Source organism: Thioclava sp. L04-15, assembly GCF_002020275.1.
GTDB classification, from domain to species: domain Bacteria; phylum Pseudomonadota; class Alphaproteobacteria; order Rhodobacterales; family Rhodobacteraceae; genus Thioclava; species Thioclava marina.
Map to the genome: position 1 here is coordinate 37610 of NZ_MPZW01000005.1, position 22859 is coordinate 60468.

At 65.3% G+C, this 22859-nt stretch carries 19 protein-coding genes; 7 read left to right on the forward strand and 12 right to left on the reverse strand.

Features of this window, described 5'->3' with window-relative positions:
- The first annotated feature begins 125 nt into the window (after positions 1–125).
- The gene (locus tag BMI90_RS12030) at positions 126–1097 is read left to right on the forward strand and encodes a DUF808 domain-containing protein (RefSeq protein ID WP_078529698.1); all 972 of its coding nucleotides are present in this window, start codon (positions 126–128) and stop codon (positions 1095–1097) included.
- Positions 1098–1253: 156 nt separating this feature from the next.
- Here BMI90_RS12030 and BMI90_RS12035 read toward each other — a convergent pair whose 3' ends face one another.
- Positions 1254–1874 carry a DnaJ domain-containing protein gene (locus BMI90_RS12035; protein ID WP_078529699.1) on the reverse strand — a complete coding sequence of 207 codons (621 nt, stop codon included), beginning with the start codon at positions 1872–1874 and terminating at the stop codon, positions 1254–1256.
- A 394-nt stretch (positions 1875–2268) separates the two neighbouring features.
- Positions 2269–2688 carry a hypothetical protein gene (locus tag BMI90_RS12040; protein WP_078529700.1) on the reverse strand — a complete coding sequence of 140 codons (420 nt, stop codon included), beginning with the start codon at positions 2686–2688 and terminating at the stop codon, positions 2269–2271.
- 176 nt (positions 2689–2864) lie between these two features.
- Between BMI90_RS12040 and cobS the strand changes: the two genes are divergently transcribed.
- Positions 2865–3836 carry a cobaltochelatase subunit CobS gene (gene cobS / locus BMI90_RS12045; RefSeq protein ID WP_078529702.1) on the forward strand — a complete coding sequence of 324 codons (972 nt, stop codon included), beginning with the start codon at positions 2865–2867 and terminating at the stop codon, positions 3834–3836.
- On the forward strand, positions 3833–4405 hold the full coding sequence (locus tag BMI90_RS12050; RefSeq protein WP_078529704.1) for a hypothetical protein: 573 nt from the start codon (positions 3833–3835) through the stop codon (positions 4403–4405). Before cobS ends, BMI90_RS12050 begins: the two co-directional genes overlap by 4 nt.
- A gap of 132 nt (positions 4406–4537) precedes the next feature.
- On the opposite strand, the gene BMI90_RS12055 is transcribed toward BMI90_RS12050, so the two are convergent.
- Positions 4538–5119, reverse strand: a complete 582-nt coding sequence (locus BMI90_RS12055) for an NAD(P)H-dependent oxidoreductase (protein ID WP_078529706.1) — start codon at positions 5117–5119, stop codon at positions 4538–4540.
- Positions 5120–5309: 190 nt separating this feature from the next.
- On the opposite strand from BMI90_RS12055, the gene cobT reads away from it, so the two are divergent.
- Both cobT and BMI90_RS12065 read left to right on the forward strand, forming a co-directional pair.
- A complete protein-coding gene (cobT, locus tag BMI90_RS12060; protein ID WP_078529708.1) occupies positions 5310–7187 on the forward strand; it encodes a cobaltochelatase subunit CobT in 1878 nt (625 codons plus the stop codon).
- Entirely contained in the window at positions 7187–8986 is a 1800-nt protein-coding gene (locus tag BMI90_RS12065) for an aminopeptidase P family protein (protein ID WP_078529710.1), read from the forward strand. The genes cobT and BMI90_RS12065 overlap by 1 nt, the downstream gene beginning before the upstream one ends.
- 135 nt (positions 8987–9121) lie before the next feature.
- On the opposite strand, the gene BMI90_RS12070 is transcribed toward BMI90_RS12065, so the two are convergent.
- Together BMI90_RS12070 and BMI90_RS12075 are read right to left on the reverse strand one after the other, a co-directional pair.
- Positions 9122–10288: an acetate/propionate family kinase gene (locus BMI90_RS12070; RefSeq protein ID WP_078529712.1), complete on the reverse strand. Its 1167-nt coding sequence runs from the start codon at positions 10286–10288 to the stop codon at positions 9122–9124.
- A complete protein-coding gene (locus BMI90_RS12075; RefSeq protein ID WP_078529714.1) occupies positions 10288–11676 on the reverse strand; it encodes a bifunctional enoyl-CoA hydratase/phosphate acetyltransferase in 1389 nt (462 codons plus the stop codon). The genes BMI90_RS12070 and BMI90_RS12075 overlap by 1 nt, the downstream gene beginning before the upstream one ends.
- Positions 11677–11857: 181 nt before the next feature.
- On the opposite strand from BMI90_RS12075, the gene BMI90_RS12080 reads away from it, so the two are divergent.
- Positions 11858–13234: an FAD-linked oxidase C-terminal domain-containing protein gene (locus BMI90_RS12080; protein WP_078529716.1), complete on the forward strand. Its 1377-nt coding sequence runs from the start codon at positions 11858–11860 to the stop codon at positions 13232–13234.
- The gene (locus tag BMI90_RS12085; protein ID WP_078529718.1) at positions 13231–13623 is read left to right on the forward strand and encodes an SgcJ/EcaC family oxidoreductase; all 393 of its coding nucleotides are present in this window, start codon (positions 13231–13233) and stop codon (positions 13621–13623) included. The genes BMI90_RS12080 and BMI90_RS12085 overlap by 4 nt, the downstream gene beginning before the upstream one ends.
- A 174-nt stretch (positions 13624–13797) precedes the next feature.
- Here BMI90_RS12085 and recN read toward each other — a convergent pair whose 3' ends face one another.
- The 7 genes from recN to BMI90_RS12120 all read right to left on the reverse strand — a co-directional run bounded on the left by recN (position 13798) and on the right by BMI90_RS12120 (position 22816).
- The gene (gene recN / locus BMI90_RS12090) at positions 13798–15447 is read right to left on the reverse strand and encodes a DNA repair protein RecN (protein WP_078529720.1); all 1650 of its coding nucleotides are present in this window, start codon (positions 15445–15447) and stop codon (positions 13798–13800) included.
- Positions 15448–15465: 18 nt separating this feature from the next.
- Complete coding sequence (locus BMI90_RS12095) at positions 15466–16314, reverse strand: outer membrane protein assembly factor BamD (RefSeq protein ID WP_078529965.1); 849 nt, start codon at positions 16312–16314, stop codon at positions 15466–15468.
- 201 nt (positions 16315–16515) lie between these two features.
- Positions 16516–17436, reverse strand: coding sequence for a UDP-3-O-acyl-N-acetylglucosamine deacetylase (lpxC, locus tag BMI90_RS12100; protein ID WP_078529722.1), 921 nt, complete (start codon positions 17434–17436; stop codon positions 16516–16518).
- Between the two features lie 232 nt (positions 17437–17668).
- On the reverse strand, positions 17669–19351 hold the full coding sequence (gene ftsZ, locus BMI90_RS12105; RefSeq protein WP_078529724.1) for a cell division protein FtsZ: 1683 nt from the start codon (positions 19349–19351) through the stop codon (positions 17669–17671).
- Between the two features lie 269 nt (positions 19352–19620).
- Complete coding sequence (gene ftsA, locus BMI90_RS12110; RefSeq protein ID WP_078529726.1) at positions 19621–20946, reverse strand: cell division protein FtsA; 1326 nt, start codon at positions 20944–20946, stop codon at positions 19621–19623.
- On the reverse strand, positions 20943–21905 hold the full coding sequence (locus tag BMI90_RS12115; RefSeq protein ID WP_078529728.1) for a cell division protein FtsQ/DivIB: 963 nt from the start codon (positions 21903–21905) through the stop codon (positions 20943–20945). Before BMI90_RS12115 ends, ftsA begins: the two co-directional genes overlap by 4 nt.
- The gene (locus BMI90_RS12120; protein ID WP_078529730.1) at positions 21893–22816 is read right to left on the reverse strand and encodes a D-alanine--D-alanine ligase; all 924 of its coding nucleotides are present in this window, start codon (positions 22814–22816) and stop codon (positions 21893–21895) included. Before BMI90_RS12120 ends, BMI90_RS12115 begins: the two co-directional genes overlap by 13 nt.
- Between the last annotated feature and the right edge of the window lie 43 nt (positions 22817–22859).

Here is a 22859-nt window from a genome sequence, read left to right on the forward strand (position 1 = left end):
GATCAGGGCGCCTTCAGGCGCCCTTTTTCATGCGCCCCTACCGATGGGCGGAACCGCGCTTCAGGCTTGCCGCTTATCCTCCCGCGCCCTAGGGTCGCGAAAAGGTGACGAGGAAAGGGTTTGCGATGAGTGGTTTGCTGGCATTGCTCGATGACGTGGCGGGGATCGCCAAGATCGCGGCGACCTCGATCGACGATGCGGCGGGCCAGGCAGTCCAGGCGGGCGGCAAGGCGGCCGGTGCGCTGATCGACGATGCCGCCGTCACGCCGAAATATGTCCATGGTTTCAAACCCGCCCGGGAATTGCCGATCGTGGGGAAAATCGCCTGGGGCTCGATCATCAACAAGATGGTGTTCCTGCTGCCCGCAGCGCTGCTTCTCTCGGCTTTCGCGCCCTGGCTGATCACGCCGCTGCTGATGCTCGGCGGCTCGTATCTGTGCTTTGAGGGCGCCGAGAAGGTCTATCACCTGTTCAAACCGCATGAGCCCGACGCCGAAGGCCACGTCGCCGCGGAGACCGCCGACCACCTCGAAGAAAAGCGTGTGAAATCGGCGGTTAAGACCGATTTCATCCTCTCGGCCGAAATCATGACGATCGGCCTCGCTGCCCTGCCGGAGGGCCAGCCGATCTGGATGGAGGCAATCGCGCTCGCGCTGATCGGGATCGGGGTGACGGTGCTGGTCTATGGGTCGGTCGCGATGATCGTGAAGGCCGACGATGTGGGGCTGTGGCTGGCCGAAAACGCAAATTTCGGCGCAACTCGGGCGTTTGGCCGCGGCATGGTGAAATTCATGCCCTGGCTGATGAAAGCGCTGATGATCGTGGGCACGGCGGCGATGATCTGGGTGGGCGGCAATATCGTGCTGCACGGCCTGGCGGAGCTTGGGCTGCACGCCCCCTATGACTGGATCCACCACCAGGCGGAAGCCGCCGCTCATGCCGTGGCGACGGCGCAAGGCTTCGTCAGCTGGGCCGTGACCGCGTTCTTCGACGGTATCTTCGGGCTGGCCTACGGGCTGGTGCTGATCCCGGTCGTGATCCGCGTGATCCAGCCGATCTACCGCGCGATCACCGGGAAGCAAAAACCTGCGCATTGATTAGGGGCGCCGCCCCTCTCCGGCTGCGCCGAATTCACCCCGGGATATTTGGGCCAAGTCGAGACCGAACCGGTCTTCTTCTTGATGAAAATATCTCGGGGGGCTCGCGGAACGCGAGCGGGGGCAGCGCCCCCTCGACCTGCCCGGTCTCGCGGATCACTTGAAGTTGCGGCTTTCCTTGAGCTGGTCCCAGGCCCAGACGACCTCTTGCAGCATCTCTTCGTGAGAACGATCGCCGCCGTTCATGTCCGGGTGCAGCACCTTGATCAGCGCCTTGTAGCATTTGCGGATCTCGGCCTTGGTCATGGTGTCCTTGGCGTCGAGAATGTCGAGAGCCCGGCGCTCGGTCGGCGGCAGCTTGCGCCCGAGCGAACGGCCCGGGTTCTTGGTGGCGTTGTCGCCGAGGATCTCGTGCGGGTCGGAGATCCCGTGACGCGCCCAGCCCTTTTCCTCCTTGGCCTGGCCGAAGGGTTTGGTCGGGCGTTCCCAGACGGTCGCGTTATCGAGGAAGGCCTGGAATTCCTCTTCGGACTGACCCTGGAAATAGTTCCAGTTGAGATTGTACTCGCGCACGTGGTCCTTGCAGAACCAGTAGTAATCGTCGAGCACCTTCGGGCTTTTGGGCGCGCGATACTTGCCGGGCTCGGTGCAGCCTTCCTTGTCGCAGATACGCGTCGAGGTCTCGAAAGCGCCCGACATTCCGCGCTTGCCGCGCGAGCGGCGCTTCTTGTCGGCGGCTGCCGAGATGTTGAAACCGAAGGGATCGCTCTTGCTCATGCTTGCCTCATTCGTCCTGCCCGCGTGCCTGTCCTGTTCGGCGCTCTAACGTCAGCCTCCGAGTCGGGTCACGCAGTCTAATCGAAATGACGGATGTTGAAAGGGGCCGAACCCGGTCTGCGACGGAAAAACGCCGATGCTGGAGGAGATCCGCAAGTGTCTGCGACCGTCTGATGCGGGACTGATAGAGTTCCCCAACGGAAGCCTTATCGCACCGGCCATTTCCATGCACCGTTTGGCGGGTAAAACCCCTTTCCGGCGGCGCCTCGGTCGACCCTATTCAGCCCCCCTGCCCTCGCGGTGAGAGCCATCGGATGGGGTGTGCGGCGCCTCGCACCCGATCCGCTTGCGCATTTCCCCGCGCGAACGGTCGGGATCGCGATCTGAGTCGCGCTCAGCTATCCTCGTCTTCGCCGGATCGGTTGGCACGCAGACTGGGTGCGCGGCCTTCGGGCGCGTCGGCCGAGAGCGCACGGCGCGACGGCTCGGCCGCGGGGGTTGCAGCGCTCGCGGGTGCGGCCTCGGCATTTGCCGCAGGCTCATGGGCGGCATGGACGCCAACTCCCTGCGCCGGATCGAGGCTCAACGGCCGACGGAACACGAGCAGGTTGTGGTAGACCGTCGTCTTGCCGGTCAGCCCTGCGCGCTCCTCCGCCGGCAGTGTCTCGGCGCGCAGATAGTCCCAGCCCTTCGCGGCCATGTCGTTCATCACGCCCGAGAGCGTATGGGCGAAGCGCTCGACCCCGGTCTTGAGGCCGCGTTCCTTGTCGCCGCGCGCGGGAGCGGGAACGACCTTGTATTCGTATTGCTGCATCGAAAGCACCTCATCTGGCTCGGCGCCTTTCTAGCCGATGGCGGGAACGGGTCAACCGAAACGGGTTCGCACGGGCGGGAACGGGCCGAGATCACTGTCACCGTGACAATCGCGGCCCTTGCGCCCCCCCGCGCGATGGTTCACAAATCGCAGCCAACAAGGAAAGGACGTCCGCGATGCTCGATCAGAATGCCAAGCCCACCGAAGATATCGATGTCCGTGAGGTCTTCGGAATCGAGTCCGACATGAAGGTGAAGGGGTTTGCCGATCGCACCGACCGCGTGCCCGAGCTCGACCCGACCTACAAGTTCGACCCCGACACCACGATGGCGATCCTCGCGGGCTTTGCCTATAACCGCCGCGTGATGATCCAGGGCTATCACGGCACCGGTAAATCGACCCATATCGAGCAAGTGGCTGCACGTCTGAACTGGCCCTGCGTGCGGGTCAATCTCGACAGCCACGTCAGCCGGATCGACCTGATCGGCAAGGACGCGATCAAGCTGGTCGATGGCAAGCAGGTCACCGTGTTCCACGAGGGCATCCTGCCCTGGGCCCTGCGCAACCCGACCGCGATCGTTTTCGACGAATACGATGCCGGCCGCGCCGATGTGATGTTCGTGATCCAGCGCGTTCTGGAAGCCGATGGCAAGCTGACGCTTCTCGATCAAAACGAAGTGATCACGCCGAACCCCTATTTCCGTCTGTTTGCCACGGCGAACACGGTGGGCCTGGGCGACACGACGGGCCTCTATCACGGCACCCAGCAGATCAACCAGGGCCAGATGGACCGCTGGTCGCTGGTCGCGACGCTGAACTATCTCAGCCACGACGCCGAAGCGGCGATCGTTCTGTCGAAGAACCCGCAATACAACACCGAGGCCGGGCGCAAGACCGTCAGCCAGATGGTCCACGTCGCCGACCTGACCCGCACCGCCTTCATGAATGGCGACCTGTCGACCGTGATGTCGCCGCGGACCGTGATCGCCTGGGCGCAGAATGCGCGGATCTTCAACAATACCGGTTACGCCTTCCGGCTCACCTTCCTCAACAAATGCGACGAGCTCGAGCGCCAGACGGTAGCCGAGTTCTACCAGCGTCTGTTCGACGAGGAACTGCCCGAAAGCGCGGCCAACGTCGCGAAGTGATCCGTCTCGCCGCCCTGATCGCGCTGCTGCCGCTCGCGGCGGTTGCGCAGGAGGCACCGACAGACGGCGAGATCTTCGCCGCGATCACGGGCGACTGGAATGGCGATGACGTGCCCGATGCCGCGATGCTGGTGCAAAACGGCGCCGATGCGGCCGATCTGGTGATCTATCTCGGCGATCCGGTGTTTGGGCTGAAGGAAACGCTGCGCGTCGAGCGGGTGGTCTTTTCGGGCCAGATGGGCGGACAGACGCCTTCTCTGCGCCCGGTGTCGGACACCGCGTTCAAGCTCCATTCCGAGCAGATCGGCATTGGACGGACGCCTTGGGAAAGCGATTATGCGATCGCTTGGCGTAACGGCGGCTTCGTCGTCTCGGGCTATACCTATCATTATTACGACCGGATCGACCCCGAGGACACAGGCAGCTGCGATGTGAACCTGCTCAGCGGCGGGTATGTGATGGCAAAGGGCAAACAGCGCGCCGAAGGCATGCAGGATCGCCGAGCGTTTCCCCTGAACACCTTGCGCGCCGACTGGATGCCAATGATCTGCACCGGGCTGTTTCAATAGAGCCGGCGCCAGGTCACGCCCTCCGATGACGGGCTCCGGCTGCGAAAATTCCGCACAAAGAAAACGCCCGACCGATTGGCCGGGCGTTTCAGTTTCCCACGCTGCGACGCGGCCTCGCACCGCCGCGCGTGTTCAGGCTTCGGCCTTCGCGGATTTCGCGGCCCGGCCCCAGAAGGCCATATCGTCAAGCAACGCCTTGACCGGGCCTTCGAGGTGATCGCCCAGCTCGGAGATCGGCGTGCCTTGCGAGGCCTTGACGAAATCCGCCCCGCCAATGCTCACCGCGCCCGCAACCGGGACCATACCGAAATTGATCGCGACGAGCCGCAGATGCTCGACCGCGCGGGCCGCACCCACGCCGCCATAGCCGACCGTGCCCAGAGGCTTGCGCCTCCAGCCTTCGAACGCATAGTCGAATGCGTTCTTGATCGAGGCCGGGATCGAGTGGTTGTACTCGGCCGTCAGCACGATGAACCCGTCGAAATGCTTGAGCCGTTCCCCCCAGGCCTGCGCCTTGGGATCGGTCACCGGCTTGGCCGCCGGGGGCGCGACCTCGTCGAAGAACGGCAAGGCCGCCTCGCGCAGATCGAGCACCTCGTAGCTCATATCCTCGCGCGCCGCGATTTTCCGCTCGAACCATTCCAACGCCTTGTCGGCAAAGCGCCCCTCGCGCGTCGTGCCTACGATCACACCAATATTCAGCGTCTCGGCCATAACTCTCTCCTTTTCGCTGGCCCGACTTGGAAAGGTGGCGGGCCTTTGGGTCTATAGGTAAAGCCCGCTGACCCGGTTCCAATGCGCCAATATGTGCAAAGGTGAACGGGATCGGCGCGGAACGGGCAGGAACCGCCTGCGGCGCGGATCGGCTCTTGCGGGCGCGCGCGCGCGGTGCTTTACCTTTGCCATGAGCAAGCCCTCCGATAACCCCGCCGATCCGTTCAAGAAGGCTCTGGCCGAAGCGACGAAGACGCTCGCGGACGCCCCCGACATGACGGTGAGCTATTCGGTCGACCCCTCGGGCATGACCGCCGACACGATGCGCCTGCCGCAGGTCTCGCGGCGGATGACCCGCGAAGAGGTGCTGCTGGCGCGCGGGACGGGCGATGCGCTCGCGATGCGCAGACGTCACCACGACGCCTCGGTCAATGCCCGCTACGCGCCTTCGGGCGATCTGGCCTCGGCGATCTACGAGGCGATGGAGACCGCACGTTGCGAGGCGCTCGGCGCGCGTGAAATGCCCGGCACGCTCTCGAATATCGACGCCAAGATCGCCCATGAGGCCGAGCGCAAGGGCTACGCCCAGATCCGCGCCCCCGAAGAGGCCCCGCTGGCGGTGGCCGCAGGCTATTTCGTCCGCGAACTGGCCACGGGCCGGAAACTGCCCCCGGGCGCGGATAACGTGCTTGAGCTGTGGCGTCCCTTCATCGAGCAGTCGGCGGGTGAGGATCTGGATAGCGTCAATCACGTCCTCAGCGATCAGGCCGCTTTCGCACGGCTTGCGCGCAAGGTGATCGCGGATCTCGGCTATGCCGATCAACTCGGGGACGATCCCGACGAGGAGATGGGTGACGAGAGCGAGGACGAGGATCAGTCCAGCCAGGACGAGGAGCAGGGCGAAGAGCAGGCCCGCGACGAACAGGAACAGGACGACGCCGAGGCCTCCCCGGAATCCAGCCAGGAAACCCAGCAGGACCAGAGCCAGACCACGGTCAGCTCGGATGATCTCGCCGATCAGGAGATGGGCGAAGAGGTGGACATGCCCCAGGCCGATGCGCCGCTGGAGCCGCCGCCGCCCCCGCCCCATTCCGCGGCCGACCCGAATTACACCGTCTACACGACCGAATTCGACGAGGAGATCGCCGCCGAGGATCTGGCCGAACCGGCCGAACTGGAACGGCTGCGTCTCTATCTCGACCAGCAACTCGAACCGCTCAAGGGCGCGGTATCGCGTCTGGCCAACAAGCTGCAACGCCGCCTGCAGGCGCAACAGAACCGGTCCTGGGAATTCGACCGTGAGGAAGGGATGCTCGATGCGGGCCGCCTCGCCCGCGTGGTGGCCAACCCGACCACCCCGCTTTCCTTCAAGGTCGAGAAGGATACCGAGTTCCGCGACACGGTGGTGACGCTGCTTCTCGACAATTCCGGCTCGATGCGCGGCCGCCCGATCTCGATCGCGGCGATCTGCGCCGACGTTCTGGCCCGCACGCTGGAGCGTTGCGACGTGAAGGTCGAGATCCTCGGCTTCACCACGCGGGCGTGGAAAGGCGGGCAATCGCGCGAAAAATGGCTCGCCGATGGCCGTCCGCAAAGCCCCGGTCGCCTCAACGACCTGCGCCACATCATCTACAAGCGCGCCGATGCGCCGATGCGCCGGACGCGGGCCAATCTCGGCCTGATGATGAAGGAAGGCCTGCTGAAGGAAAACATCGACGGCGAGGCTCTGGAATGGGCGCACAAGCGGATGCTCATGCGTCCCGAGGCGCGCAAGATCCTCATGGTGATCTCGGATGGCGCTCCGGTCGATGATTCCACGCTGTCGGTCAACCCTGCGATTTTCCTCGAAAAACACCTTCGCGACGTGATCGCAATGGTCGAGAAACGCCGCGCGGTGGAGCTGATCGCGATCGGCATCGGCCATGACGTAACGCGCTATTACCAGCACGCGGTGACGATCACGGATATCGAACAGCTGGCCGGTGCGATGACCGAACAGCTGGCATCGCTGTTCGACAGCGACCCGCGCGCCAAGGCGCGTTTCCTCGGGATCAAGAAGGCAATCTGATGTTTCAGGATTTCTCGGTGCAGTCGCGCCCCGAACTGGGCCCGCCCCGTCTGGCGGCCCTGCGCGAAATCATGTCTGTCGCAGCGCTCGACGGGTTCATCATCCCCCGCGCCGATGCCCATCAGGGCGAATATGTCGCCGAGTGCGATGCGCGCCTTGGCTGGCTGACGGGGTTCACGGGCTCTGCGGGGTTCTGCATCGCGCTGCCCGAGATCGCGGGCGTCTTCGTCGATGGCCGCTACCGGGTGCAGGTCCGCGCCGAGGTCTCGCTTGGGTCTTTCACTCCGGTGAACTGGCCCGAGGTGAAACCGGCCGATTGGCTGCGCGAACACGCCGCCTCGGGGGCACGGATCGGCTTCGATCCCTGGCTGCACACGAAATCAGAGATCGCGCGGATCCGCGAAGGGCTGGAAGGTTCGGGCATCGCGCTGGTGGAGAGCGCGAACCTCGTGGACCGAGTCTGGGAGGACCGCCCTGCCCCGCCCGCCGCCCCCGCGCGCATCCATCCGCCGGAATTCGCAGGCGAGGCGGCCGAAGCGAAACGCGCGCGTCTGGCCGAGGGCCTGCGCGCGCAAGACACGGCCGCCGCCGTGCTCACCTTGCCGGATTCGATCTGCTGGCTCCTCAACATCCGTGGCGCCGATATCCCGCGTAACCCGATCGTTCAGGCCTTCGCGGTGCTCTTCGACGACGCAACGGTGAAGCTCTTCGCCAATGCGGAGAAGTTCGACGACAGCTTGCGCGCCCATCTCGGCCCCGAGGTCTCGATCTTGCCGCCCGAAAGCTTTGGCGCCGCGCTGGAGGCCATCGAAGGTCCGGTGCTGGTCGATCCCGACAGCGCCCCGCTCGCGGTGTCGCTGCTGCTGGCAGATCACGGCACGAAAATCCGCGAGGCACGCGATCCCTGCATCCTGCCAAAAGCCCGCAAGAACGCGGCCGAGGTCGCAGGGATGCAAGCCGCCCATCAGCGCGATGCATCCGCGATGGTCGAGTTCCTGTGCTGGCTCGACGCCGAGGCGCCGAAAGGCCAGCTGACCGAGATCGACGTGGTCACGGCGCTGGAAGGCTTCCGCAGCGACACCAATGCGCTGCTCGATATTTCTTTCGATACGATCTGCGGCGCGGGCGGCAACGGCGCGATCGTCCATTACCGCGTGAACGAGGCCACCAACCGCGCGGTGAAATCGGGTGAGCTGCTGCTGGTCGATTCAGGCGGGCAATATGTGGACGGCACGACCGACATCACCCGCACCGTCGCCGTGGGCGCGGTGCCTGACGACGCCAAGCGCCCCTTCACCCGCGTGCTGCAAGGCATGATCGCGCTTTCTCGCACACGCTTCCCGCGCGGGGTCGCGGGCGCGCATCTCGACGCGCTCGCCCGCGCGCAGCTCTGGGCCGAGGGCTGGGATTACGATCACGGCACGGGCCATGGCGTGGGAGCGGCCCTTTGTGTCCATGAAGGCCCCGCCCGGATCTCGCGCGTCTCCGAACTACCATTGGAGCCCGGCATGATCCTGTCGAACGAGCCGGGCTATTATCGCGAGGGCCAATTCGGCATCCGGATCGAGAACCTGATCCTGACAGAGGAGGCCGCGCCGAAAGGCGACGACCGCGACCAGCTCTCCTTCGCGACGCTCACCTGGGTCCCGATCGACCGCCGCCTGATCGACGCCGGGCTGTTGAGTCCCGACGAGCGCGACTGGCTCAACAGCTACCACGCCGAGGTTCTGTCGCGCATCGCACCGCTTGTCAGCGATGCGGCGAGGGCCTGGTTGGAGAGCGCCTGCGCACCGATCTGATGCGGCCCGCATCTGGCAGGCTGAGGATGCCTCCGGCGGGGATATTTGAGCCAATTCGAAGTTGAGCGCTCTCCTCTTCGAATTGGTGTAAATATCCCCCGCGGAGCGTCCCAACGTTGCCGCCAGCGTTGGCGCTCAGAGGTCGAGCACAGCCTTTGCCGCGCGCGCGATGACGATTTCCTCATTGGTCGGGATCACCAGCACGCGCACCTTGCCCGCGCCGATCTCGCGGGCGTTCCCGGCATTGGCACTCGTGTCGATCTCGACCCCGAGAAAGCCAAGCCCTTCGCAGGCCTGCGCGCGCACGCGGGCGGAATTCTCACCAATCCCGCCGGTGAAAACGATCCCGTCCAAGCCCCCCATCGCCGCGGCCATCGCGCCGATCTGGCGCTTGATGCGGAAACAGAAATAGTCGATCGCCTCTTTCGCGCGCGGGTCGTCCGAGCCCTCGAGCGTGCGCATGTCGTTCGAGATGCCCGACATGCCCAGAAGCCCGGACTCCTTGTAGAGGAGCGCGGAAATCTCGGACGCGCTCATCCCTTCCTGGTCCATCATGTAGAGCAGGATGCCAGGGTCCAGCTCGCCCGGCCGCGTGCCCATCGGCAGGCCTTCGAGGGCGGAGAAGCCCATCGTGGAGGTGACCGATTGACCGTTCTCGATCGCGCACATCGACGCCCCCGAGCCCAAGTGAGCCACGATCATGCGGCCCCTGTGCAGGTCGGGCTCTGTGCGCGTCAGTTCCCCGTTGATGAAATCGTAGCTCAGCCCGTGGAAACCGTAGCGGCGCACGCCCTTCTCGTAATAACGGCGCGGCAGGGCGAAAGTGTCGCTGACAAACGGGTGGCCGCGATGGAAGGCGGTGTCATAGCAGGCGACCTGCGGGGTGCCCGGGAAGGTATCGACGGCCGCGCGCACGCCCGCGAGGTTATGCGGCTGATGAAGCGGTGCGAAGGGCGCCAGTTTCGCGAGTTGCTTCATCAGCGGCTCGGACAGGCGTTCGGGTGCCGCATGGTCGATCCCGCCATGCACGATGCGGTGACCGACCGCGATCACCTCGAGGCCCGGAAACGCGCTTTGGAAGGCCGCGAGCGCGGTATGCAGCGCCGCCGCGTTGGTCGCGAAATCGTCCGGCGCCGAGGCGGGCAAAGGCAGGGGTGAACCATCGGCCCCTGAGAGCTTCATCGCCGCTTCGCGCCGCCCGATCCGGTCGACATGGCCAAGCGCGAGCGTCTCCAGCCCTTCCGAGAACAGCCCCAGCTTGAGCGAGGACGAGCCGGAATTCAGCGTCAGGATCGCGCGCATTACAGCTGGCTCCCCACGGTGCGGTGGTAGTGGATCGAGGCCACTGCGCAGGAGGCGAGCCGCGCCATCCCGCTATCGGAGCGCGAATTGAGGATCACCGGCACTTTCGCGCCCAGCACCAGCCCCGCCCCTTCGGCGTGGGAGATATAGGCAAGCTGCTTGGCCAGCATATTGGCCGAGTCGATGCCCGGTGCGACCAACACCTCGGCGCGGCCCGCCACGTTCGAGCGGATCCCCTTGGTGCGCGCGGCCCCCAGATCGACCGCGTTATCCATCGCGAGCGGTCCGTCGACGTCGCCCCCCTTGATCTGTCCGCGCTCGGCCATCTTCGACAGCAGCGCCGCATCGAGCGAAGACGGGATCGCGGGCGTCACCGTCTCGACCGCCGACAGGACGCCCACTTTCGGCACCTCGATCCCGATCGAGATCGCCACGTCGATCGCGTTTTGCACGATATGCACCTTGGTCTCGAGATCGGGCGCGATGTTGATCGCGGCATCGGTGACGATGAGCGGATGCACGACGCCGGGCACATCCATCACGAAGACATGGGTGAAACGCTTGCCGACCCGCAGCCCGGTAGCCTTGTCGAGCATCGGTTTCAGCAGCGCATCGGTGTGCAGATGCCCCTTCATCACCGCGCCGGCGCGGCCTTCGTTGACCAGCTCCACCGCCATGCGCGCTGCGTCGCGCGCGGTCTCGGCGGGCAGGATCTCGAATTTGGTCACATCGCGGCCCAGTTCTTTCGCCGCTGCCATGATCTTCTCGGGGTGGCCGATCAGCAGCGGTTCGATGATCTTGTGTTCGGCCGCGAGGATCGCACCGTCGAGCGACACGGGTTCTTCGGGGCAGACGACGGCGGTGACCAGATCGGGCAGCGGCTCTGCCTTTTCCAGAAGCTTTTCGAAATGGCGATGGCGCTGCGAAATCAGGCCCGGCACTTCGAGCGCGTCGAATTTCAGGTGGTTCTTCGGTGCGACGACTACGGCCTCGCCCTCGACGATGACCGCGTTATCTCCGACCCGTGTCACCTCAGTTTTCAGGCGCAACATTCCACCTTCGAGCTTCTCGACAACCTCGACGCGAGCGCAAAGCTCTTCTCCCGCTACGGCGCGGTCATGGAAGCGCAGCGATTGCGAGCGATATAGCGTCCCCGGACCGGGCAACTGGTTACCCAGCACCGCCGTGATCAGCGAGGCCACGAACATGCCCGGCGCGTAGGCCTCCTTGACCCCGTCGCCATCGCCATCCTCAGCCTCGAGATGAACCGGGTTGTGATTGCCCGAAGCGGCGGCAAAAACGTAGAAATCGTCAGCGGTGCAGAGCCGCTTGAACTCGGCCGTCTGGCCGACCTCGATTTCCTCCCATTTCCGGCTTTCGAAAATCATCCCAGTCTCCTTCGCGATCCGTTCCTGGCGCAACTCTGCCGAATTCGCGCGCCTCTAGCTAGGCCGGACAACGTTACAAATCCTTGATCCGAGACAAAAACCGCCGACATTTTTTCGCGCCCCTTTCCCTTCGCCAGCGATGCGCCTAATGCTTGGGCGACTTGAAAAGGGGAGACGGGACATGGCACTGGCGCAGGCTTTGGCGGAGCTTGAAAACCTTCTGGGCAAGCGCCTTGCCACAAATCAGGCAGAGCGCGACCAGCATGGCCGCTCCGAGACATGGTTCCCCGCAAGCCCGCCCGATGCGGTCGCCTATCCCGAGACCACACAGGAGGTCAGCGAGATCGTGAAGATCTGCGCCACCCATGACGTGCCGATCACCGCCTGGGGTACGGGCACGTCGCTGGAAGGCCACGCGCTGCCGATCCGGGGCGGGATCAGCCTCGATCTGATGCGGATGGACAAAGTGGTCGAGGTTCTTGCCGAGGATATGCAGGTGCGCGTGCAGCCCGGGGTGACGCGCGAGGCGCTCAATACCGATCTGCGCGCGACGGGGCTGTTCTTCCCGGTCGATCCGGGCGCGAATGCCTCGCTTGGCGGGATGGCGGCGACGCGGGCGAGCGGCACGACGACGGTGCGCTATGGCTCGATGCGCGACAACGTGGCGGCGCTGGAGGTGGTGATGGCCGACGGGCGGATCATCCGCACCGGCAGCCGCGCGAAGAAATCTGCCGCCGGTTACGATCTGACCGCGCTGATGCTGGGCTCGGAGGGCACGCTCGGGATCATCACCGAACTGACGCTGAAGCTGCATGGCCAGCCCGAGGCGATCTCGTCGGCCGTCTGCGCTTTCGACACGCTGGAAGCGGCGGTCGAGACGGTGCAGTTGACGATCCAGATGGGCATCCCGATGGCGCGGATCGAGTTCGTCGACGACCTGACCGCGCAGATCTTCAACGAGGCCAATGGCACGAACTTCCCCGCGAAACCCCATCTGATGATCGAGTTTCATGGCTCGGAAAGCGGCGTGGCCGAGGCCTCGGAGCGCTTCGGCGAAGTGGTAGCCGAGATGGGCGGGGCCGATTTCCAATGGGCCACGACCACCGAGGACCGAAACCGATTGTGGAAGATGCGCCACGGCGCCTACCCCGCCTCGATCGCGCATCGCCCGGGCTGCATGGGCCTCGTGACCGATATCTGCGTGCCGATCTCGCGACTGGCAGAAGCCGTGGCCGAGACCAAGCATGACATCGAAGCGGCAAGATTGATCGGGCCGGTGGTGGGCCATGTCGGCGACGGGAACTTCCATTCGGTGCTGCTGCTCGATCCCGAAGACAAGGACGAATTCAAGCGCGCCAAGGCTGTGGCCGCGAAGATGGCCGAGCGGGCGCTGGCGATGGGCGGCACGGTGACCGGCGAGCATGGCATCGGCATGGGCAAGATGGGCTATATGCGCGACGAACATGGCGCAGGCTGGGACGTTATGGGCCAGATCAAGCGCGCGCTCGACCCGCAAAACATTCTCAACCCCGGCAAACTGGTGGAGCAGAACGGATGAGCTTTGAAACCCCCGAAGAGCTTCCGCGGGCCTTCGCCAAGGCCTGGGGCGCGCGTGATGCGCAGATGCTGGCAGGGTTCTTCGTGACGGACGCCGATTTCCTCTCGCTCACCGGCGGGATGGCAACCGGGCGAGAGGAGATCGCGGAACTGCTCGCGGGCGAATTGGCAGGCGCCTTTTCCCGCGCGCGCCTCGTGACCGGAAAGACGAAACTGCGTCCCGTCGGACCGGAGGCGGCCGTCATCCTGCAACGCTTCGTGCTCACCGGGATCATGAACGCTGACGGCTCCGATGCCGGCAGGATCGGCTGCACCTTGGCTGCGACGCTGGGGCTCTCGGATGCGGGATGGGAAATCGTCGCCGCGCAATTCGTGGTGGAAGCCGGATAAGATGCATTTCTCCCGCCACCGGGTCGCGCGGCTGGATCGCCAAGAGGGGGCGCTGCCCCCGTCGCCTGACGGCGCCTCCCCCGAGATATTTTCATCAAGAAGAAGGGAAGCCCCGCTTCGACTGGGTCGAAATATCCCGGAGTGAATGGCCGAGAGGCCAGAGGGGCAGCGCCCCTACCCCTTGAGCAGATCCTGAGCCGCGGCACGGGCGGCTTCGGTCACTTCCGCCCCGGAGATCATGCGGGCGATCTCATCGGTGCGCTCGGATGCCCCAAGCGCACGGACTTCAGAGGTCGTCATACCGTCACTGACCGATTTCGCGACGCGGAAATGGGTCGCGCCACGCGCGGCCACTTGCGGGGAATGGGTGACGACGAGCACCTGCGCGCCCTCGGCCAGACGCGCGAGCCTGCGCCCGACCGCGTCGGCGGTCGCCCCGCCCACGCCACGGTCGATCTCGTCGAAGATCAGCACCAGCGTATCGGCGCCGCGCGCGAGCACCACCTTGAGTGCCAGCAGGAAGCGCGACAGCTCCCCGCCCGAGGCAATCTTGTTGAGCGGACCTGCAGGCGCGCCGGGATTGGTGGCAACGGTGAAGCGCGCGATATCGGTGCCCTCCGCGCCCGGGTCGCCCGCACTGATCCGGGTTTCGAACACGGCGCGTTCCATCTTCAGCGGCGCGAGCTCCCCCGCCATCGCGGCATCAAGCTTGCCTGCCGCCTCCGCGCGGGCTTTCGACAGCGCAGCGGCCGCCACGTCATACATCGTCCCGGCCTTGGCGAGCGCGGCTTCCAGCGCGCCGATCCCTTCCTCGCCCGCATCGAGAGCCGCCAGTTTCTCGCGCAGCCCTTCGGCGAAACTTCCCAGCTCATCGGCGAGCACACCATGCTTGCGCGCAAGCGCCCGGATCGCGAAAAGGCGCTCCTCGCAGGCTTCCAACGCGTGCGGGTCGAAATCGAGCGCATCGAGCGCCTCTTCTACCCCCTGCGCCGCCTCACCCAGTTCAAGCAGCGCGCGTTCGAGTGCCTCGAGTGGTGCATCGAGCCGTCCCTCGGCTCGGTCCGCAGCCCCTTGCAGCCAGCGGTCGGCATCGCGCATCGCGCCCTCCGCCCCTTCCGGACCCAAGGCTGCGAACGCCCGTGCCACGTCTTCGCGGATCTTCGCCGCGCCCTGCATCAGGCGACGCTGACTGTCGAGTTCGGCTTCCTCACCGGGTTTCGGATCGAGCTTGTCGAGTTCGCCCACCGCATGGCGCAGGAACTCTTCCTCGTCCTTGACCGCGGCCAGAGCAGCACGGGCGGCGTCGAGCTTGCGCGCGGCCTCGGCGCGGGCTTTCCACGCCGCGCGGGTTGCACCGAGCAGATCATCATGGCCCGCGAATGCATCGAGCAGCGCCCGGTGCCCGCGTTCGTTAAGCAAGCCGCCATCATCCTGCTGCCCGTGCAGTTCCACCAGCGAGGCCGAGACCTGCCGCAGCACATCGCCCGAGGCGCGCCGGTCGTTGATCCAGGCGGTCTTGCGCCCGTCACGCGCGTTGACCCGGCGCAGGATCAGCTCGTCGGAGACCGGAATACCGGCTTCGTCGAGCACCGCGCGGGCAGGATGGCCCGTGGGCAGTTCGAACACGGCCGTGACTTCGCCCTGATCTGCGCCCTGCCGCACCAGTTCGGCGCGCCCACGCCAGCCCAGCACGAAGCCCAGACAGTCGAGCAGGATCGACTTGCCCGCGCCGGTCTCCCCGGTGAGCACATTGAGGCCGGGGCCGAAATCCAGCACCAGCCTCTCGATGATCAGAATGTCGCGGATATCCAGCGATCGCAGCATGTCAGGCCGCCGCCCCGGTCAGAGCCACTCGCCGCGGATCACCTGCCGATAGACCTTCGCAAGCCAGCCATCGCCCTTCGCTTCGGGCTTGAGACCGCGCTTCTCGAGCAGGTTATAGGCATCCTGATAGAAGGGCGAGGACTGGAAGTTATGGCCGAGGATCGCACCGGCCGTCTGGGCCTGATCCGTGATGCCGAGGGCAAGATAGGCCTCCACGAGACGCTCGAGCGCCTCGGGGGTGTGCGAGGTGGTCTGGAACTGTTCGACCACGACGCGGAAGCGGTTGATCGCTGCGGAATAGTTGCCGCGCTTGAGGTAGTAGCGCCCGATCTCCATCTCCTTGCCCGCGAGGTGGTCGAAGGCGAGGTCGAATTTCAGGATCGCCGACTGGGCATATTCCGAATTCGGGTATTTCTCGATCACGTCTCGCAGCGCCTGCAGCGCTTGGAAGGTCAGGCCCTGGTCGCGCCCGACCTCGTCGATCTGATCGTAATAGCTGAGCGCCAGAAGGTATTGCGCATAGGCCGCGTCCTCGTCACCAGGATAGGTGTCGAGGAAACGCTGCGCGGAGGCGCGCGCTTCTTCATATTTCTTGGCGCGGTGCTGGGCATAGGCCTCCATGATCAGCGCGCGCTTGGCCCATTGCGAATAGGGATAGAGACGCTCAACCTCGGAGAAATACTTCAGCGCATCGTTGGGACGGCGGGGATTGCCGACCTCGAGCTCGTATTCGCCGCGCTCATAGATTTGCTGAGCGGTGAAATTCTCGAGATTCGGAGCGGCATTCGGATCGGGACCGCAAGCGGCCAGCGCCGTCACAAGACCAAGAGCCCCGAGTTTCGCTGCCGCCAATTTGCCGCGCGCCATGCCCTGCCCCATCCCTTTTTCGCTGCCGGGGAAGCCCCGGGCCCGTCTACTCTCACCCCGTGTTCCGGGGGTGTTCGGGATTTCCTAGCACAGAAAAATCCGGGGCGCAAAATGCGTTTGACGGATTTCCGGGCGGATTTGGCGTCTGCGGGACGCCACCGAACAAGAGCTTGTGTACCCGCCTCAGCGGGGGATGCAAGCTCAGGCGCTCACCATGACTTCGGCGCGGCAAACGCCCGCACCCGGAAGACTGTAGGCCTGTGCCGGCGAGCAGGTCTCCCAGCACCACGCATCGGGGCGCTCGAACAGGGCGCGCAGCAGATTGTTGGTCATCGCATGACCGGCGCGATTGCCGCGGTAGCGGCCGAGGATCGGGGCACCGGCAAGCGCGAGATCGCCAAGGGCGTCAAGCATCTTGTGACGGACCGGCTCATCAGCATGGCGCAGACCGCCGGGGCTGAGAACCTTGTCGCCATCGACCACGACCGCGTTCTCGAAGGTGCCGCCAAGGGCCAGGCCGTGCTCTTGCATGGCGTCGACATCGGCGAGACGGCAGAAGGTACGGCTGTCCATCAACTCGCGCACGAAGGCGCCATTCGCCATTTTCAGACGCTTGCTCTGCTGGCCGATCGCGGCGTCGGTGAAATCGATACGGAAATCGATTTCAAGGCTCGCCGCGGGTTCGAGACGGGCAACCGCCGCGCCGTTGCGCACCTCGACGGGCTTGAGGATGCGGATCGCGCGCAGCTCGCCTGCAAGCTGGCGCAGACCGGCCTCGCAGAACGCGGCCACGAAAGGCGCGGACGAGCCGTCGAGGATCGGCACTTCGCCGGCGTTCAACTCGATCAGCGCATTGTGAATGCCCGCGCCCACAAGTGCGGCCATCAGGTGTTCAATCGTCGAGACCTGTACCCCATCTTCGTTCTCGATGAGCGTACAGAGCGTGGCATTCGGAACCTTGTCCCAAAGCGCGGGGACGCGCGGGTTCACGCCGGTCACGTCAGTGCGGCGGAACACGATGCCATGGCCAGCGGGGGCGGGATGCACATGCATCTCGACCGGGGCGCCCGAATGGAGCCCAACGCCGGAAAAGGCCACGGATTTGGCAAGCGTCGTCTGCACGATTGACCTCACAACTTTTGTCTCTGGCGGTAACGGAATCTCAACTCCCGGTGCCGCAGCTTCAGTTAGTCAGACCCGCCCCGCATAACAATTCACTCTTTGTAACGGAGTGAAACAAACCGGCCCGGTCCGGGCAAAACCTTGCGCAGGGTGCAGCAAGCTTATGATTTAACAAGAAAAAGGGCCGGAAAATTCCGGCCCCTCCTCGCGATTTGTGAAACGATTTTTTCGCTCAGTTCGCCTGACGACGCAGGAAAGCGGGGATCTCGATGCGATCCTGATCGTCGCTCTGCTCGTCGTCATATGCCTCGGCGCGCGGCTGGGCGGACTGATGGCGCGGGGCCGGCTGCGGCGCGGGCTGGGCTTCGGGATGACCGTGGCCGGTCATCCGGTTGATCAGCGAGTTGATCCCGAAACGCGGCTTCTCGGCCTGCGGCTGGGGCGCGGGTGCGGCCGGACGGCTCGCGGCCATCGGGCGCTGCTGAGACGCGGCCGGAGCCTTGTTCACCGCCGCTTCGAGACGACGCAGAGCCTCGGGCGAGGGCGTGCCGGGCTGACGCGGACGCGGAGCCACATAGGCTGCCTCGTCCTCGACATGCAGCTCGGGCGCGGGTTCGCTGTGAGCGCGGTAGGCCGGGGGCGGCAGGTCGTCCGCCACTTCCGGAGCGCGCGCTTGGTGCGCGGTAGCGGCGGCACGGGCGGCGGGCGCATCGAACAGGGTACGCTCGGGCGCGGGCTGCGGGGCCGGTTGCGGGGCCGGGTTCACGCTGAGCGCGGGACCCGGAGCGGGCTGGTGTGCCGGCTGGGGCGCGGGTTGGGGCGCCGCGGCAGCCGGAGCCTCGTATTGCGGCTGCGGTGCGGGCTCGGGGGCGCGCTCCTGCACCGGTTCGGCGGGCTTCAGCGGCTCGGCGAGCGAGCGGCGCGGCACCGGGATCTCGGTGGTCGCGGCCAGAGCGTCGATGCCGGTCGCCACGACCGAGACGCGCATCGCGCCGTCCATTTCGGGATCCAGCGTCGAGCCGACGATGATGTTGGCGTCCGGGTCCACTTCCTCACGGATGCGGTTTGCGGCTTCGTCGAGTTCGAACAGCGTGAGGTCGTAGCCGCCGGTAATGTTGATGAGAACGCCTTTCGCGCCCTTGAGCGAGATCTCGTCGAGCAGCGGGTTGGCGATCGCCTTCTCGGCGGCCTGAACGGCGCGGTCTTCGCCGTCGGCCTGGCCGGTGCCCATCATCGCCTTGCCCATCTCGTCCATCACCGAGCGGACGTCGGCGAAGTCGAGGTTGATCAGGCCCGGGCGGACCATCAGGTCAGAGATGCCCTTGACGCCCTGATAGAGCACGTCATCTGCCATCGCGAAGGCCTCGGTGAAGGTGGTCTTCTCGTTGGCGAGGCGGAACAGGTTCTGGTTCGGGATCACGATCAGCGTGTCGACGACCTTCTGCAGCGCATCGAGGCCCTCGTCGGCTTGACGCATCCGCTTGGCGCCTTCGAACTGGAAGGGCTTGGTGACGACTCCCACGGTCAGGACGCCGAGTTCCCGCGCCGCCTGAGCAATGATCGGAGCGGCGCCCGTGCCGGTGCCGCCGCCCATACCGGCGGTGATGAAGCACATATGCGCGCCGGCCAGGTGATCGACGATGGTCTCTATGCTCTCTTCGGCGGCGGCCGCACCCACCGAGGGACGAGCGCCTGCGCCGAGACCTTCAGTCACTTTCGTACCCATCTGGACGCGGGCTTGAGATTTGGACTGCTGGAGCGCCTGGGCATCGGTATTCGCCACGACGAACTCGACACCTTCGAGCTGCTTCTCGATCATGTTGTTGACCGCATTGCCGCCCGCGCCACCGACGCCAAACACGGTGATCCGGGGCTTGAGGTCCTGCTGCTCTGACATCATCAAATTCAACGCCATGTGGTTTGTCCGCCTGTTGTTGCTGCCCGGCCCTGTCCCAGACCGAATTGAATGGAAATTAGGCTGATTTTAGCGATGAATCGCCGCATCGTCACGCAAAAAACCGCCCCAAACCACAAAATCTGGAGTTCGCTTTTGCGTGACAAGCGGTATTTCGCGCAGGTCTCAGAATATGGTGTTGAGCAGGCGGCATCACTGCCGCCCCTGCGATCGCTTTAAGGTCGCATGGCAGGTGCCTGAGATCGCCAGAGTTTCACTTTTTCAACATTTCACCAATTGTCGCGGAACCAGCGGATAGCCCTGCGCAGCGAGCGCCCGCCCATCGTCTCCGGCGGCATCTCGAAATCCCACCATTCGTCTTGCGGATGGGCCGCGAAAAGCGCGAGCCCCACCACCGAGGAGAAGCCCGAACCGGTCGCCGCCTGCGGCAGTCCCTGCACGCGCATAGGACGCCCGAGGCGCACGTTCTGGCCGAGGATTCGAGCCGCGAGACCGTCGAGACCGGGGATCTGGCTCGCGCCGCCGGTCAACACAATCTGCTTCGAGGGCAAGTGTTCGAACCCGGCCCCGTCGAGGATCGCGCGCACATCTTCGAGGATTTCCTCGACGCGCGGACGCATGATGCCGATCAGTTCGGCGCGGCTGATCTGGCGGCGGTCCTTCTCCCAATCCCCGGAATTGCCGCCCAGCTCGATCATCTCGCGATCATCCATGCCGGTCGCGACGACGCCGCCGTGGAAGGTCTTGATCCGCTCGGCCACCGACATCGGCACCTGAAGCCCCGCCGCGATGTCGCGGGTGACGTGATCGCCGCCCAGGCGCACCGCATCGGCATAGATCATATGTTTCTTCATGAAGATCGACACGCCGGTTGCGCCACCCCCCATATCCACGCAGGCCGAGCCCAGTTCCTGCTCGTCCTCGACGAGGCTGGAGATGCCCGAGACATAGGCCGAGCTCGCAATACCCGCGAGTTCGAGATCGCAGCGACGGATGCAATAGATCAGGTTCTGGATCGCCGTCTCTTCGACCGTCAGCAGATGCATATCGACCGCGAGGCGCTGGCCCGCATGGCCGCGCGGATCACCCAGACCCGAGCGGTGATCGAGCGCGAAATTCACAGGCTGCGCATGAAGCACCTCGCGCCCTGCCCCGATCGGCGGCATGTCGCAGGCCGCCAGCACCCGGCTGACATCACATTCGGTGACCTGATCACCTTGCACCTCGATCTCGCCCGCCAGACCATAGGAGCGCGGCTCGGCCCCGGCGAAACAGGCGATCACGTGATCGACGCGGGTATTGGCCATCTTCTGCGCCGCCTGAACGGCGGTGCGGATCGCACGCTCGGTCTCGGCCATCGCGTCGATCTCGCCAAAACGGACCCCGCGCGAGCGGGTCGTCGCGGCCCCGATCACCCGCACCGCTGCATGACCGGCGAGCGAGCCTTCGTCCTCGGGCCCGTTCGGGCTGTCGAACCGCAGCACGAGGCAGGCGATCTTCGATGTCCCGATATCGAGAAGCGCGATCACCCCGCGTTGCATCGCGGCCTTGCGCATGTTGCGCATCGCGCGCTGGAACTCGTAGAGATCGGTCATTGCGTGGCCCTCGCTTTGAGAATGTCGGATTGGACGCGGCGGAACTCGGCGAGCGCGTCATCGCTCAGCCGGATCGTCGGGCGGTCCTTGTTGCGGAAATCGATCACGGTGAAATCGCGCGCGAGGAGATCCTCGGCCGTGTTGAGCGCAAGGATGCGGTCGAGAGCCGGGACAGGATCTTTCTCGGGAAGCATGATGCGCTGGTCATTGTCGAGCACCATATCCCAGCGCCGCTCGCCCACACGCTCCAAACCGCGCAGGCGTGGAAGGATCGGGCCCGCATCCGCGAGGATCTGAAGCGCTTCGGGGACCGCCTTGTCCGCACCCTCGCCCGCAATCACCGGCAGATCCGGCCGCGCCTCGCGGGTCAGGAGCGTCGCGACCCGGTGACCGGATGTGTCGAGCATCTCGAGCCCCGTCGGCTTGCGCCACAGGATCGCCGGAATGCGCTCGGTCACGTCGGCTTCGAGAATGCCGCCCGCGCGGATCACGAGGCTCACATCGGCCACCGCATCCAGCCGACGGATCGTGTCGCGGTAGGCCTCGAGATCGATATCGAAGCTCGAAGCGGGCAAGCCCACGGGCATCATCGCGCGCACGGCATGGGCGACCTCGGGGCTCGCGCCCTCGATCTTGAGGATCTTCACCATGAATTCGGGGCGATGCTCGATCGCCTCCTTCGCGTCCTGCACCTTGGCGACCAGATCGGCGCGGCGCCCCTGATCCCCGAGCCAGAGCCCAAGCCCCAACACCACGACAAAGACCGGAACCCCGATCCGGGTGAAGGCGCGCACCGCCGGGGTGAGCCAAAGGCGCTGAAGCCTGAAGGACAGACGCGACGGAGCGGGGTCGCGGCGCGGCGTGCGCGCACGCTGATAGACGCGCGGCGCCATGCCGGTGACGGGACCGCCGCGATGGCCCGAGGCCTCGCTCGGGGGATGCGGGGTCAGCGGTCGCATGAGGCATCCTCCACCAGCCAGGCGCAGAGCGCGGGGAAGTCGATGCCGCAATGCGCGGCCTGTTCGGGGGCGAGCGAGGTGGGCGTCATCCCGGGTTGGGTGTTGGTTTCAAGCAGCACGAGCCCTGCAAGCCCCCTGCCCTCGTCCCAGCGAAAATCGGTGCGCGACAGGCCCCGGCAGCCCAGTACCTGATGGGCACGCAGAGCGTAGTCGAGGCAGGCCTCGGTGATTTCATTCGGCAATTCGGCCGGCAGCACATGGCGCGACCCGCCGGGGCGGTATTTCGCGTCATAGTCATACCAGCCCTCGGTGATGATCTCGGTCACGCAAAGCGCGCGGTCGCCCATCACCGACACGGTCAGCTCGCGGCCGGGCGCATAGGTCTCGACCATCACCTCGGCGGGCATCTGTTCGGACAGCTTCGGCGGCGAATTTGCCCCGTCCATCACCAGATAGACCCCGACGGAAGAGCCCTCGTTATTCGGTTTCACGACATAAGGCGCGGGCAGCACATGGCGCGCCATCACCTCTTCTTTCACCGCGATCACCGATTGCACGATCGGCAGATCAACGGCGGCATAGGCCTGCTTGGCACGGGCCTTGTCCATCGCAAGCGCAGAGGCCAGCACGCCGGAATGGGTGTAGGGAATACGCAGCCATTCGAGCAGGCCCTGCACGCAGCCATCCTCGCCCCAGCGGCCATGCAGGGCGTTGAAAACGCAATCGGCCCGGGCGTCCGCCAGACGCTGCGGAAGATCCTCTCCCGCGTCGATCTCGATCACTTCGAAACCCGCCGTGCGCAGCGCCTTGGCGCATTCGCGCCCCGAGGACAAAGACACCTCCCGCTCTGCGGAAGGGCCGCCCAAAAGGACCGCCACACGATGGGATGCCCTGCTCGACATACCCGCCACTTTCGCCTCATGCGGGGGTTGGCCCCCGTCTGGAAATCGCGCT